The sequence below is a fragment of the Segnochrobactrum spirostomi genome (assembly GCF_009600605.1).
GTDB lineage: Bacteria > Pseudomonadota > Alphaproteobacteria > Rhizobiales > Segnochrobactraceae > Segnochrobactrum > Segnochrobactrum spirostomi.
On sequence record NZ_VWNA01000002.1, the window covers coordinates 42,155 to 59,342 of the forward strand.

Sequence of the window (17,188 nt, forward strand, 5' to 3'; positions counted from 1 at the left end):
AGGCGCCGCTTTGTCATGCCGTTCTAGTGGCGAGCCTTGCGGCAGTTTGCTGAGGGCGGCGGTCGACGGATGCCCGCGGCCGAAGCGGCGAGAGACGGACGAAGCCGGCGCGCTCGAACGCCGCCGGCGGGGTGGATTCACCCGGGTCTCGCGGTGCATACGCTCGGGACACGTTCCCATCGTCTCGCGGCGCGTTCGTGAAAGGTCTCGTTGCGCCCGCAAGGGCCCGCCGTGCTGCCTTGTGCCAACAACCGAGGCTCGGCGCAGCAAGGGTGTTCCAAAGCGGCCGCATCCCGTCGGCTTGCCCCGCCCCTATCGCGCGACTCCCTCCAAAATCGTCCGCGTCTCGGGCAGGCGAGCCAGCGACGCGTCGAGCCGGTCGCGCCAGCGGGGGCCGGCGGCGCGGGCGTCGGCATAGGCCTCAGTGAGGTCGTCCGGGCGGTCCTCGGCGAGGGCGCGGATCAGGAAGGCCGCCTGAAGGAGGTCCTTGCGCGCCTTCAGGGCGTCGCGGCCGGCGCGGCGGTCGGCGACGATCAGCTTGTGGACGGCATAGCGCTCCGGCCGCGGGATCTGCACCATGACGCCCGAACGATACGGCACCGCGGCGAGGATCGGTTCGGCGATCAGGTAGTTCAGATAATGCAGCGACTGCGCGTGGACGCCGAGCGCCGCCAGCGGCCGTAGCTCCTCGGTGTCGCTGAAGCTCGGGGTGAGGAATTCGACGAGGAGGTCGTTGCGCGTCTGCCGCCAGCGCCAGGCCTTGGCGCGCTCGAGCGAGGGCGCCGGCTCGAAGGCGAAGTCGCCGAGCACCCGCTGCAACGGCTCGGACACGGTATCGGCGAGGGCGAGGGAGAGCCGCTCGAAGCTCGCGATGTCGAGATCGTCGGTCTGCGCCGCCTCGTCGAGCCCGTAGCGCAGCCCGAGCTCGCCCTCGTAGAGGCGGAAGGCGTGGGTGCCGACGATGGTGCCGCCGAGGCGGAAGACCCCGGCGCCGGCGAGCGCCGCGAGCAAGCTGCCGGTGCCGGCATCGACGCCCATGAAGCCCTCCGCCCGCAGGATGCGGATCAGGCGCGTGCGGGCGCGCCGCCGCGCCTCGCGGTCTGCCTTCAGCGCGGCGAGGCTGTCGAGGCGCTCGCGCAGGGCCTCGCTGTCCTCGCCGATATAGGCCTTCCGCACGTCGGAGCCGACCCGGTAGGTGTCGTACCAATAGATGCGGCCCCGCCGCTCGACCCGCGTCGGCGTGCCCCGGAGATCGGAAACCGCCTCGTCCTGCAGCGAGCGCAGGAGATCGTGATAGGCGGCGTGGGCGAGGGTCGAGTGGCGCGCGATCATGATGTTCAACGGAAATTATATCCGTTGAGCATAGGCGATCTTCAACGAACTTCAAGTTTGTTGAACACGGGGTCGGCCGGCCTGTTGGCTTTGGAGATGTGGCGGCGGCGAAGTGCGCGTGCCCACCGGAGGTTCATGGCCTCCCCCTACGCCTCCGCCGGTGCGCCCGGTCCCGCAATCGCCGCGCCCAGCGTCTCGATCTCGTCGAGGATGCCAAAGATCAGGCGCTCTTGGATGGCGTGAAAGGAGCGGGCGTCCGGCGCGAGGACGTAGGCGCGCACCTCGATGGTGATGGCGTCGATGTCGAGGTCGGTGATCGTGATCTCGAGGTCGCCGCGGGTGCGCTCGTCCACCTCGGGCAGCGCCGCCACGAGGGATCGCAGGCGGGCGAGGAGGGTGCGCAACTGCGCTGCCGAGGCGTCGGCGCGCACGGCGAAGCTGCGCCGAAATAGGTGCTTGTCGCGCCGCGTCCGGTTGGTGATGGGAACCTTCGCGAGGTCGCCGTTCGGCACCGAGATCAGGGTGCCGTCCGTCGCCCGGATGCGGCTCGAACGCAGGCCGATCGCCTCCACGACGCCGCCGATGTGTTCGAGGTCGGTCGCATATTCGATCTCGTCGCCGATCCGGAACGGACGGTCGGCGAAGATCGAGAGCCCGCCGAACAGGTTCTCGATGGTGGATTGGGCGGCGAGCGCCACCGCGATGCCGCCGACCCCGAAGCCGGCGACGAGCCCCAAAGCCGGGATGCCGATCTCGTTGGCGCCATAGGCGAGGATTGCCCCGGTCGTGAGCAACGCCGTCACCCGCGCCGTGAGGCGCAGCAGGTGCGCGTCGTAGACGTCGCGCGGGATCTTGGGCCAGGCGATGATCGCCTCGAGCACCAGGAAGCATGCCGTCCAGGCGATCCAGGCGGCGGCGAGATAGTGGGCGACCGAGGAGAAGACGTGCTCGCCGACGGCGAAGGTGCCGGTCAGGTTGAGTTCGTCGAGCACCGCCCATTCGGACGCCGAGAACAGCGCGAGGAAGACGAGCGGCATCGAGATGCGCCAGGCATAGCGCACCGTCGGCTGCGCGCGGCGCGCCATCAGCCAGGCGAGCCGCGCCCACAGGGCGGCCGCGATGAGCACGGCGAGCACGATGACGAGGGTCGCGAGGATCTTCCAGAGCGGCGTGTCGAGCACGATCTCGTTGAGCGCGGGCGGTACGCGCGCGATCAGCGCGTCGGGGATGAAGGGGCCGGTAACCGCGATCTGAAGGCGATGGAGCGAGGGATAGCCGGGGCTTGCGAGCGGCTCGGTGCCCGCGATCTCCTCGTAAGCGGCGGAGAGGTCGTCGATCGTGCGGGCGCTGAAGAGATATTCGCCCGCCGTCTCGCCGGCTGCGACGCGGGCGATCTCGATGTCGGTGCCCGGGATGATCCATCGCGGCGGCAGCTTGTCGGGATCGGTCGGAACGGCGCCGGGAATGGTCGCCGGATCGATGGGAGGCGCCTGCGCCAGGAGGTCGTGCAAATAGCCGATCGCCATCGCCGCGACCTTGCCGCGAACGGCCGGCGGCTGATCGCTGAGGTCGAGAAGACGATGGGACCGCCGCACGCTTTGGCGCAGCGCCGTCGCGTTCGCGGGCGTCTTGTCGGCGGCATAGTCCGCATAGCGCGCCTCGATCGTCCGCACCGTTTTCAGGAACGATTGGTAGGTCGCGCTCGGGCTCGAGGTGTCGACCGGTTCGCTCGCCCTGAGAGATTCGGGCCGCGCCGGGCCCGCCCACGCCAGGAGGGCGAGGAGGAGGAGGCCGAGAGCGGCAATCGAGAATGCAGGCCGCCGCCCGCGGTGCGGTGCGCGATCGCTCTCTGGCTCTGTCGAGAAATGCGGCGCCGCCATTGCGATCTCTTGCGGTTATATAAAATAAGTTAGGAGCGGAGCCGCTCGCTGCTAAGGAGCCCTTCGGGTGCGCTTCGTGTATAGGCCGGCGCTCTCGGCCGGTAAATACTCGCGCTCGTACCCGTAAATTCGACGTCGAAGAAATCGTACTTCTTCGTTTAAAAAAACAAGCCGCCTTGGGCGTAAGGAACAAGTCGGGTTGAAGGCGGTCCGTATCGCGGCCCGCCGAGGGCTTGGCGGGGGCGTGAGATCGCGCTGGCGTGCCATCGGCGCGCCAGCGCCGGCCACTTTTCCGTTGGCGACGGGCAGTCTCGAAGGCCTCGAGCGACGAGGCTCGTCGCTTCGGCACGGCATCGCGCCACGCGCGGCCGTCCGTGCACCGCGTGCAGGCTTCCGATCGGTGCCTGCGATCACGGTCGCCCCGTGCGTATGACGAGGCTCGAAGGGGGAATGATGCGGCAGGTGGCGTTGCATGTCGGGTGCGGTGCAGGTGATCGGGTGGCGATGGTTCGGCATCGCGTCGTGGTGCTCCTGACCGGCGTGAGTGCGCTCGCTGCGATCGCGGCGGGGGCGGAAGAGGCCCGCGCGGCGGATCCGATCCGCATCGTGAACACGGGTGCCAACGGCACCAATGCGACCACCGCCGCCGTCGCGACGCCGGGCCTCGCCGGAACGCCTGTGAACCTTACCAACGCCACGATCATCGCCAATGCGCGGCCCACCATCATCGAACTCGGCTCGGTCGGCGGGGCCGGTGGCGAGGGGCGTTGGCGCTTTCTCGACAAGAATATCGCGGGCGCCAAGGGCGGCGACGGCGGGGCGGTGACGCTCGTCGAAACGGCGACGGTCTCCGGCGGGTCGGAGAACACCGTCGCGACGCCGCTCCTCTTCCTCTATTCGAAGGGCGGCGCCGGCGGATACGGCTACAAGACCGACAACGGCGGCATCGGCGCCGGCGGCCTCGGCGGAACCGTCACGCTCGACCTCCGCGCCAATGTCGCGACGACGGGCAGCGCGACCCCGGCACTCTATCTCCTCTCCCAAGGCGGCGCCGCCGGCGTTCGTCAGGGCACGGGCGGCGCCCCGGGCGGGACCAGCAAGGAGCGCATGCAGCGCGATTCCGGCGGGGCCGGCGGCGCAGTCGTCGCGACCCTCGCCGGCACAGCTACGGTCTCTACAACGGGCGCGAACGCGCCGGCCGTGGTGCTCGCCTCGAACGGTGGCGCGGGCGGCGACGCGGACGGCACCACCAGCACCTATTATGCCTCGGAGGGCGGTGCCGGTGGTTCGGTCACGCTGACGAACAACGGCAAGATCGCAACCACCGGGGAGAATTCGTCCGGCGTGATCGCCCAGAGCGTCGGCGGCAGCGGCGGCCGGGGCGGCGGCGGCGCCCTGACGGAGGCGGCGCCCGGCGCCGACGGCGGCAACGGCGGCGCGATCGCGGTGACCAATGCCGGCACCATCACCACGCGCGGCAACTACAGCTTCGGCATCATCGGGCAGTCCGTCGGCGGCATGGGCGGCCAAGGCAAGACGGCGATCTTCGGCTCGGGCGGGGCTGGCGGCGCGGCGGGCTCGGGCGGGGCCGTGAGCCTCGCCAATTCCGGTACGATCCAGACGCGAAAGATCGGCGCCACAGCGATCGTCGCCCAGAGCATCGGCGGCGGCAATGCGCTCGACGCGCTGCAGGCGGGCACACCGACCACCGATCATTCCGGTGGCAATGGCGGTGGCGGCGGTATCCTGCCGTGGAGCACGGGCGGTAGCGGCGGGCCGGGCGGGAATGGCGGCGCGGTCGTCGTCGTCAACAGCGGGACGTTAAGCACCGGCGGCAATGCGGCCTACGGCGCGCTCCTGCAGAGCATCGGCGGTGGCGGCGGCACCGGTGGCGGCAACGTCGGCATCGGGGCGTTCTTGGCGGTGGCCATCGGCGGCACGGGTGGCGGCGGCGGCGACGGCGGCGCGGTGACCTTCGACGGCACCGGCGGCAGGATCGGCACCACCGGCAACCGCGCGACGGGCGTGCTCGCCCAGTCGATCGGAGGCGGCGGCGGCACCGGCGGCTACGCGACCGCAGCGTCGGGCGGATTGCTCCTCTCGGCTTCGGTTGCCGTGGGCGGCAGCGGTGGCGGCGGCGGGGCGGGCGGCGTGGTCACCGTCCGCAATGCCTCGACGATCACCACCTGGGGCGAGGCTGCCGATGCGATCGCGGCCTCCAGCATCGGCGGCGGCGGTGGCACCGGCGGCGATGCCCGCGCCTATTCCGCATCGCTCTCCGCCGTGGTGTCGGGGCTGAGCCTGCCGGCCATCGCCATCTCGTCCGCCGTCGGCGGATCGGGCGGCGGCGGCGGCGCCGGCGGCACCGTCGATATTGCCAACACGGCGACCCTGGAGACCGGCGGCGTCGGCTCCGTCGGTATCCGAGCGCTGAGCGTCGGCGGCGGCGGTGGTGAGGGCGGCAACGCCCTCGCCTACGGGCTGTCGGTCGCGGTCAGCCCGGATTCGCTCGGCCTCAACGTCACGGCAGCGGTGGGCGGCAGCGGCGGAACCGGCGGCAATGGTGGGGCCGTCCATATCGACAACAGCGGCACGGTGGTGACGAGCCACGATTCGGCGGCGGGCCTCCTTCTTCAGAGCATCGGCGGCGGCGGCGGCGATGGCGGCGCGGCGGTCTCAACGGGGAACGCGCTCGGCCTCTATGCCGACGTCGCCTACGCCCTGGCGGTCGGCGGCCGTGGCGGAGGCGGCGGGTCCGGCGGGTCCGTCCAAGCCGACAATAGCGGCGTCGTGTCGACCAGCGGCAACAGCGCGGCGGCGCTGTTCGCCCAATCGGTCGGCGGCGGCGGCGGCAACGGCGGCGAGGTCGTCGCGACGGTCGCTTCCGGCCTCACCTTCGACAAGACCTTGAACGACCTCGCCCACGCACTGCCGCTCGCCGACAGCGTCACCGCCACGACGGTCATCGGCGGAACGGGCGGCAGCGGTGGCAATGGCGGGCGCGTCGTCATCGTGACGGCGGCGGGCTCCCGGCTGGAAACCGCCGGCGCCCAATCGGTGGGTCTCTTCGCCCAGTCCGTCGGCGGCGGCGGTGGGACCGGTGGCGGCGGCAGCGCGGCGGCGAAGGGTACGGTTCGCGCCGACCTGTCGATCGGCGGCCGCGGCGGCAGTGCCGGCAGTGGCGGCACCGTCGAGATCACCCAAGGCGGCACCATCGCCACCAAGGGCGATGCCTCCCATGGCATCCTGGCGCAATCGATCGGCGGCGGCGGTGGCAGTGGCGGCACGCTGAAGGCGGACCGCAGCAGCATTCCCGACAACGTCAATGCGCTCTGGCTCAAGCTTCGTGCCGAGACCAACGCCGATGCCTTCGACAAATGGGCGGCCGACAACAATCTGACGCCGAGCAAGGAGGCGATCGTCCTGTTCCTCACCACGATGAAGACGGCAGTGGAGGGAACGGACTTCTATCAGAGCATCGCCAAGAGCTTCAAAGACTCGCAGTTCTACAAGGATTTTAGCGCATTCCGGGATAATGCGCAGGCCTATCTGGCGGCGCGCCAGGCCAACGCGCTCCAACTGCCCGACGTGTCGCTCGTCCTGTCGGTCGGCGGCAACGGCGGGAGCGGTAATGTCGGCGGCGCGGTGACGGTCGACAACGCCGGCGCGATCGCGACCCTCGGTGATGGCGCGCACGGCATCCTGGCCCAGTCGGTCGGCGGCGGTGGCGGCCAAGGCGGCCTCGCTTATGCGTCCGGGGCGAGCAGCACCAACGTCAGCGGCCGGCTCGGTGGCAGCGGCGGCGGTGGCAACGCGGGCGGCACCGTCACGCTCTCGAACACCGGCTCGATTTCGACCGCCGGCGCAGCCGCCTATGGTCTGGTCGGTCAGTCGATCGGCGGCGGCGGCGGCGCGGGGGTCGTTTCGCCCGGGGCCGGCAACCGGAACATCGCGCTCAGCCTGTCGATCGGCGGGGCCGGCGGCACCGGCGCGGATGGTGGCGACGTGTCGATCGCCAATGCGGGCAGCATCGCCACCACCGGCAAGGAAGCGCATGGCCTCGTCGCCCAGAGCATCGGCGGCGGCGGCGGCATCTTCCTCGTCAATCCTAAGGCGGCGGCAGTGGAGACGCAGGTTGCGGCCGAGAGCGGCCTATCCCAGGCGATCGTCTCGGCCCTTCTGGATTTCTTCGGGTTCAGCGAACCCAAGGACGATGGTGCGAGCGATCCTGCGACGTGGACCTCGGCGAGCCTCTCGTTGGGCGGTTCGGGCGGGGCGAGCGGCCACGGCGGGGCGGTCGGCGTCACCGTGTCCGGTACCATCTCCACGGCCGGCGCTGGGGCGTTCGGCGTCTTCGCCCAATCGGTCGGCGGCGGCGGTGGCATCGCGAACACCATCGGTGCCCCGGACGGCGTCACCTATTCGGCGTCGCTCGGGGCCTCGGGCGGAGCGGCCGGTGACGGCGGACCGGTCAGCGTCACGCTTGCCGGCGAAAATGCCCGGATCGCCACCTCCGGCAATCTCGCGACGGCCGTCTTCGCGCAATCGATCGGCGGCGGCGGCGGCTATGCCGGCGTCTCGAGTCTTCTCGGCAAGGACCTGCCTATCTATGGCGGCGCCGCGGGCACCAGCGGCGACGGCGGGCGGATCGTGATTCAAAGCGATCCCGCCGCCTCCGGTTTCGCCCTCGAGACGAGCGGGACCACCGCACACGGCATCTGGGCGATGTCGATCGGCGGCGGCGGTGGCGCATCGGCGCGTCTTATGCAAGGCCCGAACGCGGAACACCCCGCCCCGGAGAACGCCGACGCCTCCGCCCGCGGCACGGGCCAGGGCGGTGCCATCGACATCACTCTGGCGGGCGGTTCGATCTCGGCGACCGGTGCCGGGTCGTTCGGCATCCTCGCTCAGAGCGGTTCCCAGAATGCCGACGGCTCGTTCGATGCGACGCGACGCGGCGGCGATGTCACGATCGATTATACCGGCACGATCGAAGGCGGCTCCGGCGATGGCGCGGCCATCGGGATCGACGGCGGCGATCAGAACTTGATCGAGATCGGTGCCGGCTCCGTCATCAGCGCGGCGTCCGGCAAGGCGATCCTGACGTCGTTCGGCAACGATATGGTCGTGAACTACGGGACCGTCGTCGGCGATGTCGACCTCGGCACCGGTGAGACCACCGAGCGCAATCAATTCACCAACGAAGCGGGTGGCACCTACCGCAGCGCCGGGACGGGCACGATCAAGCTCGGCGGTCCCGGCGCCGGGGCCTATGCGAACCTCTTCCAGAACCTGGGCACTTTCGATGTGGGGGGTGTCGGTCAGATCGCGACGGCGAGTGTGACGCAGGGGACGCTGGACCTCGGCGGTGTGCTGCTCGCGGACGTGAGTCGGATTGGGGCCAACGTGCAGTCGAACGATGTCCTGACGGCCGACCGCCTCAAGGTGAGTGGCGTGGCGATCAAGCCTTATGCGGTGAACGGTCTGCTGCCGGGCAACTTCACCGTGGTGACGACCGCCAACATGCTGTTTGGCGGGGTGCCGGCGACGGCGGGGGCGAGCCCGGTGAGCCCGATCTCGTGGAGCGTGGCGCAGACCGGCAACAGCCTGGTGATCTCGCCGTCGGCGGCGTTCCTGGCCAAGGCGCAGAGCCTGACGTCGCGGGCGCTGACCAAGACCGAGCGCTCGATGCTTCAGAGCGCGCAGACCGCCTGGGATTCGAGCAATGCCGGGATGGCGGGCTTCTTCGCCCAGGCGGCGAACCTGACGACGAAGCAGCAGTTCAAGGCGCTGGTAAACAGCGCGAGCGCGTCGGAGAGCAACAACCAGCCGGCGGTGGGTCAGTCGTTCCAATCGCTCGATTCGCTCAATGCGTCGCTGAGCTGCCCGGCGTTCGAGGGTGACGGCTTGCGCATTCACGAGGGCGAGTGCGTGTGGTCGCGGGTTGTGGGCTCGCGGATGGCACGGTTCGGCGGCAGCGACGGAGAAGGCTTCAACCAGAGCGGCATGAGCTACCGGGTCGGTGCGCAATGGGAGGTGGCGCCGGATTGGTATCTCGGGGCGACGGCGGCCTACAACATGAGCTGGCTGCAGGCGAGCAGCGGGCTGAGCTCGACGAACGGCACGGGCGGCGACGTCTCGGTGGCGCTGAAGCACCAGATGGGGCCGTTGTTGCTGGCGGCGTCGCTGCAGGCCGGCTACGGCACGTACGAGACGAACAACACGCTGGTGGTCGGGACGCAGCAGGGCGCGGCGTCGAACGACACGGACCTCTGGACGGCCGGCCTGAAGCTGCGGGCGGCGTACGAGTTCGCATTCCAGACGTGGTATGTGCGGCCCTATGTGGACGTGAACGTGCTGCATCTTTCGATGCCGGGCTACACGTTCGCGGCGAACGGGATGAGCGTGTCGTCGGGCTCGATCGACCATTGGAGCGGCGTGCTACAGCCGGTGCTCGAGGTTGGGTCACGGGTCAATGTCGGGGACGGTGCGTGGGTTCGGCCCTATGTCGGGGTGGGTGGCATGTTCGTGGCGGGCAACAGCATCAACACGACGTCGACGTTCTCGTACGGGGGCACGCAGGGGATCTCGTACGAGACGAGCAACGAGATGCCGAATGCGCTGCTCGACGTCGGCGGCGGCGTGCAGTTCATGAACCGGGACGGCTACGAGGTACGCGGCCAATACCGCGCCCAGCTCGCCAACGACTTCGTCGGCCAGGAACTCTCGCTCCGCCTCTCCATGAAATTCTGAGGCGGAGAGCAAACCCTGCGGGCCGCTCGTGCGGCCTCCCCTTCCCTCTCCTCGTCCGGGCTGCATAGGAACGCATCGCCCAGAGTGCAACTGAGCGTGCGCGTGAAATCCCGGATACGCATTTACGGATGGAAATTATAAAACCGCACTGTCTATTATATTGCGATCAGAGATAGCAGAAAATCACTAAATATTGCAAGAATTGCGCAAACAAACGCGAGAATTGCGGTATATAGTACGAAATAGTTCCATTGATCGCCAGCGATTTCAAATCACGGCATCGCCTGATAATTTATAAGCTTCGAAACAAATCATGAATTGGTACGCATCTCCCGAGAACGTGCCGCATGGAAACTGCGGCCGCGCCGACACGCACCGTCCCAGGCTGCGGCGGCGGCGCGGTCCAGGCCGCGGATGCAGGGGCCATTCGCCCGCAAAGGGCGATCTCGGGAAAACATGATGTCGCGCCGGATCAACACTCTCACCGCCCGTCCCTCGGATCGGACCCACGGTCGCTCGAGCGCCATGCTCCGCATCGCCGTCCTGCTCGGAAGCGTCAGCTTCGTCGGAACGCTGATTGCGCCGGCCGCACAGGCCCAAACGCTGGTGATCGTCAATCGCGGCACCAACGGAATCGACAACGTGGACTTCGGTGGCTATCCGACCCGAGGGGGGGATGCCGCGGGTGCCAGCGTCGTTCTCAGCCAATCTTATGCCGGAAGCTCCGGAACGGCGATCGAACTCGGCTCCGTCGGCGGTTGGGGCGGCAACGGTGACTGGAACTTAGTCACGCCGAATGTCTGGGGAGAGTTCGGTGGCCACGGCGGGGACATCAGTCTGCAGCAGCCGGGCGGCATGAATGTGTCGGGCGGCTCAGACCGGCAAACGATGACGCCGCTCATCTCGCTTTACTCGCTCGGCGGTGCAGGCGGCATGGGAGCCACCCGTTCGGGTGGCGGGAATGTCCCTGGCTCCGTAAGCGCAGAACTGAATGGCATTGTGAGTGCCACCGGCAACAACATGGCCGGCATCTTCCTGCTCTCCGAGGCTGGCGGTTCCGGCCAATATCACGGAATCCCGACCCCCGTAATTGGGGCTCCGACGACCCGAGCGGAGAACGGGATGCCGGAGAATCCGGCAAGAGCGTCACGCTCGTGATCGGCCGTTCCGGCTCGATCACGACGACCGGGGCGGGTGCGCCGGCTGTCATCGCCGCCTCGAAAGGCGGGTTGGGGGCCAACGCGAGCGCGAATACCTCGACCTATTACGGCTCGAACGGCGGGAATGGCGGCGCCGTCAACTTCACCAATGCCGGCACCATCACAACGATCGGCGACCAATCCTCCGCGGTCATCCTCCAAAGCATTGGCCGCGCCGGCGGCAAGGGCAGCGGTGGCGCGTGGACGTCTGCGGCGCACGGTGCTGACGGCGGCATGGGGGGCATCATCACGGCGACAAACACCGGCACCATTTCGACGCAGGGAAATTATAGCTTCGGCATCGTTGCGCAATCCGTCGGCGGCGCCGGCGGACAGGGGGCGAGATCGACGTTCGGATCGGGCGGAAACGGCGGCACTTCCGGCAAAGGCGGCGACGTCACGATCGACAATGCGGGCAACATCACCACGATCGGCAAGGGCTCGGCGGCGATCGCCGCCCAGAGCATCGGCGGCGGCAATGCGTTGAGCGCCACGTGGCTGACGGTTCCGTCCGTCGGGCAGAACACCCAGGACGCTGATTCCTCGAACGCCGGCGGCAGCGGCGGTGTGTTCTTCTGGAGCAGCGGCGGCGTCGGCGGCGCCGCCGGTCCGGCCGGCACCGTGAAGGTGAACCTGAAAGAAGACAGAACGATCAGCACCGCCGGCGACATGGCCTACGGCGTCTTGATGCAGAGCATCGGCGGCGGTGGTGGCCGCGGCGGCAATGTCAGCAGCTATGGCATCGGTCTGTCGGTCGCTCTCGGCGGCAGCGGCGGCGACGGCGGCGACGGCGGCACCGTCAATTTTGACAGCTATGCCCGGACCGGCAACCAATGGTCGGGATACGACTGGCACGGCTTGATCGAAACGTCCGGTGACAACGCCACGGCGGTTCTCGGCCAATCGATCGGCGGTGGCGGCGGCACCGGCGGCGATGCGGCGGCTTCCTCCATCGGCCTCGGCTTGTCGGCGGCGGTCGCCGTCGGCGGCAAGGGTGGCGGCGGTGGCAACGGCGGAACCGTCAGCCTGCAGAACCGCTATGCGATCACGACCTGGGGTGAGAACGCCGGCGGCCTCGACGGCATCAGCATCGGTGGCGGCGGCGGCACCGCGGGCGACGCGAGCGCCTATTCGGTGGCGCTTCCGCTGGTGACGCCGAGTGGCCAGCAACTGCCCTCCATTTCGATCAGTGCGGCGGTCGGTGGCGCCGGCGGCAACGGCGGCAACGGCGGCACCGTCACGATCAACAACGTCAACAACACGGTCACCACCTACGGCGCCGGCTCCATTGGCCTCGCCTCGCAGAGCATCGGTGGTGGCGGCGGCAATGCCGGCAGCGCGCTTGCCGAGGCGCTGTCGGTGTCCGCCCCCGGCAGCGTGGCGGTCTCGGTCGCCGCTTCGGTCGGCGGCTCGGGCGGCAAAGGCGGCAAAGGCGGCTATGCCGAGGTGCGCAACACCGGAACGGTGCGCACGTTCGGCAACGACGCGACCGGCATTCTTGCCCAATCGGTCGGCGGGGGCGGCGGCAATGCCGGCTCGGCCTCGTCTTCCGCGAATGCGGTGAGCCTGCGCAACAGCGTCGTCTACACGCTCTCCGTCGGCGGGAGCGGCGGGAGCGGCGGGAGCGGCGGCGACGTCCTAGTGCAACACCTCGTCGATACCGCAAGCGGCCTTTATCATTACGGCGCATCGGTCGCGACGCTGGGCGATCGCTCTGCCGCGATCGTCGCGCAAAGCATCGGTGGCGGCGGCGGCAACGGCGGCGCGGTCAGTTCCTCGGCGACCACGAATATCGGCCTCGGCAACGGCCTCAACGGCCTCGCCCAGCAATATGTGCTGGGGAAGAGCCTTACCGGCACGACCTCGATCGGCGGCAGCGGCGGCGACGGTGGCAACGGCGGCAAGGTCGAGATCGTCACGAATGCCGGGTCGACGCTGTCGACCGGCGGGGCGCAATCGGCCGGCATCTTCGCCCAGTCGATCGGCGGCGGCGGTGGCACCGGCGGCGGTGGGTCGGAGAAGGTGACGGGCACGGCCGCGTTGAAGCTGTCGATCGGCGGCAGCGGCGGCGCCGGTGGGACCGGCGGCGCCGTCACAATTACCCAGCGCGGCTCGATCACCACGCTCGGCGACGCCTCGCACGGCATTTTCGCCCAATCGGTCGGCGGCGGTGGCGGTGAGGGCGGCAACTTCACGGCGGCGGCCAGCACTGTGCCTGACACAATCGCGCAACTTACGAAGACAATTAAGAAAAATGTTAAAGGCATAGATAAAGCGTTAAAGAAAATAAACGCGAACCCTGGAACTAAGGAATACCTAGATAAATTGATCGATACTCTGAAGCTTCCAGAGTTCGCTGACGCGATAAGAAATTCTGACCTATATAAGCAACTCAGCGCGCTCAATGCCTTCATCAAGGAGCAGAATAAGTCCGGCGTGAAATTCCCGAGCGTCTCGCTGACGCTGTCGCTGGGCGGCGCCGGCGGTTCGGGCAACGCGGGGGGAATCATCGATATCGGCAATTCCGGCACCATCTCCACGGCCGGCAATGCCGCGCATGGAATTTTCGCGCAATCGATCGGCGGCGGCGGAGGTGACGGCGGCACGGCCTACGGCTCCGGCACGAGCAAACTCAACCTCCTTGGGACTCTCGGCGGCTCCGGCGGCTCGGGTGGTGTCGGCGGCGGGGTGGCGGTCAACAACACCGGTGCGATCACCACCGCCGGCGAGGCCTCCTACGGCATCTTCTCGCAGTCCGTCGGCGGCGGCGGCGGCACGGGCGTCGGCGCGCTGAGCAGTCAGAACAAGGCCAAGAGCGTCACCCTCAATTTCACCCTCGGCGGAACAGGCGGGTCCGGCAACGCCGGCGGTGCCGTCACGGTGACCAATTCCGGCGCGCTCGCCACCAGCGGCGCGGAAGCGCATGGCTTGGTGGCGCAGAGCGTCGGCGGCGGCGGCGGCGCGTTCGCGATGAACCCCGAGACCAGCAAGGACGCCCAGGCGAGCGCGTCCGATGCGGTCCCGCTCGATACGCTCAAGGCATTCCTCAAGCTGTTCGGCCTGGAGCAGGTTCCCGATGCGGCCCCGGTCGACCCGAACGCCGCCAAGACGAGCATAACGTCGGGCAGCTTCACGCTCGGCGGGTCGGGTGGCACGGGCGGCAACGGCGGTGCCGTCAAAGTCGTCCAGTCGGGTACCATTTCAACGTCCGGCGAGGCCGCCTTCGGCATCTTCGCGCAATCGATCGGCGGCGGCGGCGGCCTTTCGAATGCCGCCGGCTCTCCCGGCGGCGTGAAGTTCTCAGCCTCGATGGGCGGGTCCGGCGGTGCGGCGGGCAATGGCGGCAGCGTGACGCTCGACCTGACCGGGGCCGGCGGCAAGCCGTCCCAGATCACGACGTCCGGCAACGCGTCCACGGCGGTCTTCGCCCAGTCGGTCGGCGGCGGCGGCGGGTACGGCGGCTCCGGCGTCCTGATGGGCTGGACGGTTCCGATCATCGGCGGCAGCGGCGGGTCCAGCGGGAATGGCGGCGCGATCTCGATCTCCGGCGGCGTCGCGGGAACGGATATCACGACGACCGGCACGTTCGCCCATGGCATCTGGGCGCAATCGCTCGGCGGCGGCGGTGGCGCGACGCGCACCGTCTTGAACATCACCGCGCCCGTCGATGCGATCAAGCTCGCCGGCGATGCGGACAACAAGCTCTACGATTACGGTCAGGACGATAAAATCGGCGACATCCTGGACAGCGTTCCGCAGGAATATCGCAGCATCGTCGCGGCCCTCGGTTTGGACAAGACCGTGAGGGACGTACAGGATTGGCTATCCTCAGTGTGGCAAGACAGCATGTCGATCCGCAAAGGATCGAGCGGCCAGGGCGGCACGATCAATATCAATATCGCCAACGGAAACATCTCGGCCACCGGCGCGGATTCGTTCGGAATTCTCGCCCAGAGCGGCTTCCAGAAGGTCGACGGGCGACTCGACCCGAGCAAGCGCGGCGGCAACATCACCGTCAACTATACCGGCACGATCGTTGGCGGCTCCGGTAATGGCGCGGCGATCGGGATCGACGGCGGGAACACGAACCAGATCACCATCGGTGCCGGCTCCACCCTGAGCGCGCTCTCGGGTAAGGCGATCGTGGCGTCGTTCGGCAAAGACACGGTTACGAACCACGGGACCGTTGTCGGCGACATCGATCTCAATGTCGGCGGCGTCTACGGAAATGAGAACGCGTTCACGAACGCGGCTGATGGCACCTATCGCAGCGCCGGGGCGGGCACCATCAATCTCGGTGCATCTGGCGGGGCGTTGTGGTATAGCAGCGCCTTCACGAACCTCGGCACGCTTGATGTCGGCGGGGTGGGTCAGATCGCGACGGCGAGTGTGACGCGGGGGAAGCTGGATCTGGGCGGTGTGCTGCTGGCGGACGTGACGAGCGTGGCGCCGGCGAATTCCCCGTCGAGCGATCTCCTCACCGCTGACTACCTCCTGGTGGACGGCGTGGCGATCAAGCCTTATGCGGTGAACGGTCTGCTGCCGGGCAACTTCACCGTGGTGACGACCGCCAACATGCTGTTTGGCGGGGTGCCGGCGACGGCGGGGGCGAGCCCGGTGAGCCCGATCTCGTGGAGCGTGGCGCAGACGGGCAACAGCCTGGTGATCTCGCCGTCGGCGGCGTTCCTGGCCAAGGCGCAGAGCCTGACGTCGCGGGCGCTGACCAAGACCGAGCGCTCGATGCTTCAGAGTGCGCAGAACGCCTGGGATTCGAGCAATGCCGGGATGGCGGGCTTCTTCGCTCAGGCGGCGAACCTGACGACGAAGCAGCAGTTCAAGGCGCTGGTGAACAGCGCGAGCGCGTCGGAGAGCAACAACCAGCCGGCGGTGGGTCAGTCGTTCCAATCGCTCGATTCGCTCAATGCGTCGCTGAGCTGCCCGGCGTTCGAGGGTGACGGCTTGCGCATTCACGAGGGCGAGTGCGTGTGGTCGCGGGTTGTGGGCTCGCGGATGGCACGGTTCGGCGGCAGCGACGGAGAAGGCTTCAACCAGAGCGGCATGAGCTACCGGGTCGGTGCGCAATGGGAGGTGGCGCCGGATTGGTATCTCGGGGCGACGGCGGCCTACAACATGAGCTGGCTGCAGGCGAGCAGCGGGCTGAGCTCGACGAACGGCACGGGCGGCGACGTCTCGGTGGCGCTGAAGCACCAGATGGGGCCGTTGTTGCTGGCGGCGTCGCTGCAGGCCGGCTACGGCACGTACGAGACGAACAACACGCTGGTGGTCGGGACGCAGCAGGGCGCGGCGTCGAACGACACGGACCTCTGGACGGCCGGCCTGAAGCTGCGGGCGGCGTACGAGTTCGCATTCCAGACGTGGTATGTGCGGCCCTATGTGGACGTGAACGTGCTGCATCTTTCGATGCCGGGCTACACGTTCGCGGCGAACGGGATGAGCGTGTCGTCGGGCTCGATCGACCATTGGAGCGGCGTGCTACAGCCGGTGCTCGAGGTTGGGTCACGGGTCAATGTCGGGGACGGTGCGTGGGTTCGGCCCTATGTCGGGGTGGGTGGCATGTTCGTGGCGGGCAACAGCATCAACACGACGTCGACGTTCTCGTACGGGGGCACGCAGGGGATCTCGTACGAGACGAGCAACGAGATGCCGAATGCGCTGCTCGACGTCGGCGGCGGCGTGCAGTTCATGAACCGGGACGGCTACGAGGTACGCGGCCAATACCGCGCCCAGCTCGCCAACGACTTCGTCGGCCAGGAACTCTCGCTCCGCCTCTCCATGAAATTCTGAGAAGCCCCCATCCCGATGAAGATGTGAAGTTGCGCCGCCTGCGTCGGCGGGCGGCATTCCGCAGTGCGCTCTCATATTGCGAACGCACGCCGGTCTCGCGGTCGGCTTGGCACCTGCCGCCGCGGGACCGCGATCATCGGGGCGGCTGACGGGTCGGAGGCCCTGCCCCCTCGCGCTTCCCTCCACCGAACAGGAGAGCGTTGCCCATTTCGGGTTGTC

At 68.5% G+C, this 17,188-nt stretch carries 5 protein-coding genes; 3 read left to right on the forward strand and 2 right to left on the reverse strand.

Annotated features, from left to right (window positions below; genetic code table 11):
* Positions 1-312: 312 nt before the first annotated feature.
* On the reverse strand, positions 313-1,332 hold the full coding sequence (locus tag F0357_RS18805) for a nucleotidyltransferase family protein (protein ID WP_153488717.1): 1,020 nt from the start codon (positions 1,330-1,332) through the stop codon (positions 313-315).
* A gap of 146 nt (positions 1,333-1,478) precedes the next feature.
* Positions 1,479-3,212 (reverse strand): mechanosensitive ion channel family protein, encoded by a 1,734-nt coding sequence (locus tag F0357_RS18810; protein ID WP_153487488.1) that lies wholly within the window; start codon positions 3,210-3,212, stop codon positions 1,479-1,481.
* A 504-nt stretch (positions 3,213-3,716) separates the two neighbouring features.
* Between F0357_RS18810 and F0357_RS18815 the strand changes: the two genes are divergently transcribed.
* From F0357_RS18815 to F0357_RS18825, 3 genes are all read left to right on the forward strand, one after another.
* Positions 3,717-9,965 carry an autotransporter outer membrane beta-barrel domain-containing protein gene (locus F0357_RS18815; RefSeq protein ID WP_153487491.1) on the forward strand — a complete coding sequence of 2,083 codons (6,249 nt, stop codon included), beginning with the start codon at positions 3,717-3,719 and terminating at the stop codon, positions 9,963-9,965.
* Positions 9,966-10,490: 525 nt separating this feature from the next.
* On the forward strand, positions 10,491-11,123 hold the full coding sequence (locus tag F0357_RS18820; RefSeq protein ID WP_153487494.1) for a hypothetical protein: 633 nt from the start codon (positions 10,491-10,493) through the stop codon (positions 11,121-11,123).
* Complete coding sequence (locus tag F0357_RS18825) at positions 11,120-16,969, forward strand: autotransporter outer membrane beta-barrel domain-containing protein (RefSeq protein WP_153487497.1); 5,850 nt, start codon at positions 11,120-11,122, stop codon at positions 16,967-16,969. The genes F0357_RS18820 and F0357_RS18825 overlap by 4 nt, the downstream gene beginning before the upstream one ends.
* The last annotated feature ends 219 nt before the right edge of the window (positions 16,970-17,188 follow it).